Below are 2527 nucleotides of genomic sequence, written 5' to 3'. Positions count from 1 at the left end.
CAGCGCATCGCCAGATAGCCCACCGTCAGATAATCGGCCAGACGAGCGCCTACAGGTAATTGTGCTTTGGTACGTGCCATTGCCATGTCTCCCCAGAAACAAAACATGGCGGTTATTCTGACAGAAAATTACCTATCTAAACAGTATTGCGTGTAAACACGTGCTTCTGTAGGGTTGTTTTTAGTTTTTTCATCGTTGAGTATCTCAAGACGGTTAAGTATGCGTCCATGATCTAGAGGATGAATAAAAGAAGTGATATCCTTGCCCAAAAAATAATCTGAATTATCTCCATCAAAAAGTTTAACAGCGGATTTATTAGCAAATAGTAACTTTCTGTTGTGTGTAAGTGCATGGGGTATCGGATGTTGCTGTAATAACTCCAATGCGGGGAAACTGTTTAAGATTTCCTGTATAGTCTGGGCGTCCAATTCATCTGGCTTCTTTGGATATTTCAATGGACTTTCGACTCCGCTTGGATAGGAAGCTTTTGTCAATAAATGGTGTATCAGTAAAGACTATCATGAGAAATGCGGAATGTCACTATAAGCAAATTATAATAATGTATTATATTAATGCATCCAACACTCTGATTATAGACCCTTGGCTTTTCTCTGCTGATCCCACCAGCCATTTTTGCGAATGCGGTTCCAGGTAGCCGCTTTCTGTTCAGGTGTCATAGTTATCCACTGGCAAACCTCTTCAAAAGTTCGACCGCAGGATTTACACACGTCATCGCCCAGAGCGGTAGTGCAAAATCCCAGGCATGGAGAATCAGGTAGTGAGGAGTTAGTGGGCATCTTCAGTGGGAGCTACGTCAGGTGCAACCAGAGCCAGAATCTGATCGCCAGCACGCGGTTCAGGCTGGCTTTGGTCACTGTTTATAACTTGCAGTTTTCCATTTTTATGCAGTACAAATAATGCCAGAAAGCCTGCAGCAAATTGTTGCTGGTATTGTGCCCATTCAAACTGCTCAGTCAGGCCAGTTGCTTTCAGGGTCCAGCCCTTTTCCATTTTATCCAGCAAAGAACCAGCGGTAGCGTCTTCACTGAAAAGATGAAGACGTCTATGTTGTTTTGCCGTGCGGTTACGGGCACTGGTTTTGCGACTGCTGCCATCGGCCAGGGTAAACACAGAACGATGACCAAATTCGGGATCATAACGCAGTGAGGCGATCAGATTACGGGCGGCATCGGTGGATAGAGCCAGCAGATAACCAAATCCAATCAGGTTGAGTTGACGATCAGCGGCTTCTGAAACCGGGCTACCCAAAAAAGTATCCAGTCCTGCCATGCGTGCCGCCTGGATTTGCCGATATTCATCATCCACCAAAAGTGGCCGGAACCCCCATTCCTTGAGTTTTCCAGCAACGGCGATGGCAAATGCGTTGGCCCCCACAATAAGAATGCCACGAGGGTCTTTTTCAGAGACACCCAGAAGCCTTGCCATGGGACGCGCCGTAAAACTGGCCAGGAGCACGGTGACAATGATCAGCGCGAAAGTCAGAGGCACAAACAAGTGGGCCTTGGGATAATTCAGTGCTTCCAGTTGCCCGGCATATACGGGGGCGCCTGCTGCCGCGACAATTCCGCGCGGGGCGATCCATCCGGTCATGAATCTTTCTTTCCAGTTCAGTTCCTTGCCATCGTAAGCCAGTAACACTTTGACAGGCTGGGCGATCAGTTGAATAACCAGCGTGAGCAGTACGCCGGAGATGATAACTTCTTTCAAGGCCAGCAGATTCAGGCGCGCAGCGAGGAGAATGAAAAGAATGGAGATTAATAAAATAGAGAGACTTTCTTTGAAATTAAGAATATTTTCCAAGGGGATATCGCGCATATTAGCAAGCCATACACCCATCAGGGTGACAGCAAGTAGTCCGGATTCGTGGGCGATTTGGTTGGCTGCAGCAAAAATAATAAAAACACTACCCAAGGCCACTACGCCATGCAGATAATCGGGGATAGCTCTTTTTTTGAGTAACCATCCCAGGCTTTGACCAGCTAAAATTCCTAAAACAACACCTGCACCAAGCATTTTTAGAAAAACTTCAACGGCAGAATTGAGCCCAGTGGAGCCGTGATGGGCAATAATAGCTTCGAAAACCAGAACGGCCAGCAAGGCCCCAATGGGATCAATGAGTATGCTCTCCCATATTAATACATTACTGATACGCGCATTGGGTCTGGCTGCCCTTAACACCGGGCCGATGACGGTGGGTCCGGAAACCACCACAACTGCACCAAAGAGGATTGCCATGGTCCAGTTAAAGTCCGCAATCCAGTGAGTAGCTACCGCCAGTATCAGCCAACTGCTGATGGCCCCCAGGCTGACCATTCTGCGAATGACCGAGGCGAGACCGCCCAGTTCTCGCAGGCGTAAATTCAGCGCACCCTCAAACAGTATTACGGCTACTGCTAAAGAAATACCGGGAAACAGGAGAGGGCCAAATAGCTGGTCCGGTTGAATCCAGCCGGTGACCGGGCCGGCAATAATGCCAATACCCAGAAGAAATAAAATGGCGGGTAGT

The 2527-nt window shown here is 48.0% G+C and carries 3 protein-coding genes; all 3 read right to left on the bottom strand.

Translation table 11 applies throughout. The features are described from left to right. Positions 1 to 128: 128 nt before the first annotated feature. Positions 129 to 455, bottom strand: a complete 327-nt coding sequence (locus BLW97_RS17865; protein ID WP_207650650.1) for a PAS domain-containing protein — start codon at positions 453 to 455, stop codon at positions 129 to 131. 135 nt (positions 456 to 590) lie between these two features. Next, entirely contained in the window at positions 591 to 797 is a 207-nt protein-coding gene (locus tag BLW97_RS17860; protein ID WP_075324144.1) for a DUF1289 domain-containing protein, read from the bottom strand. Next, positions 787 to 2527 (bottom strand): cation:proton antiporter (locus BLW97_RS17855; RefSeq protein ID WP_075324143.1); only part of this gene is annotated, 1741 nt, incomplete at its 5' end. The genes BLW97_RS17855 and BLW97_RS17860, both read right to left, overlap by 11 nt.

Source organism: Acidithiobacillus albertensis, from assembly GCF_001931655.1.
Lineage (GTDB): Bacteria > Pseudomonadota > Gammaproteobacteria > Acidithiobacillales > Acidithiobacillaceae > Acidithiobacillus > Acidithiobacillus thiooxidans.
This window is presented reverse-complemented; position numbering and strand designations above follow the sequence as displayed.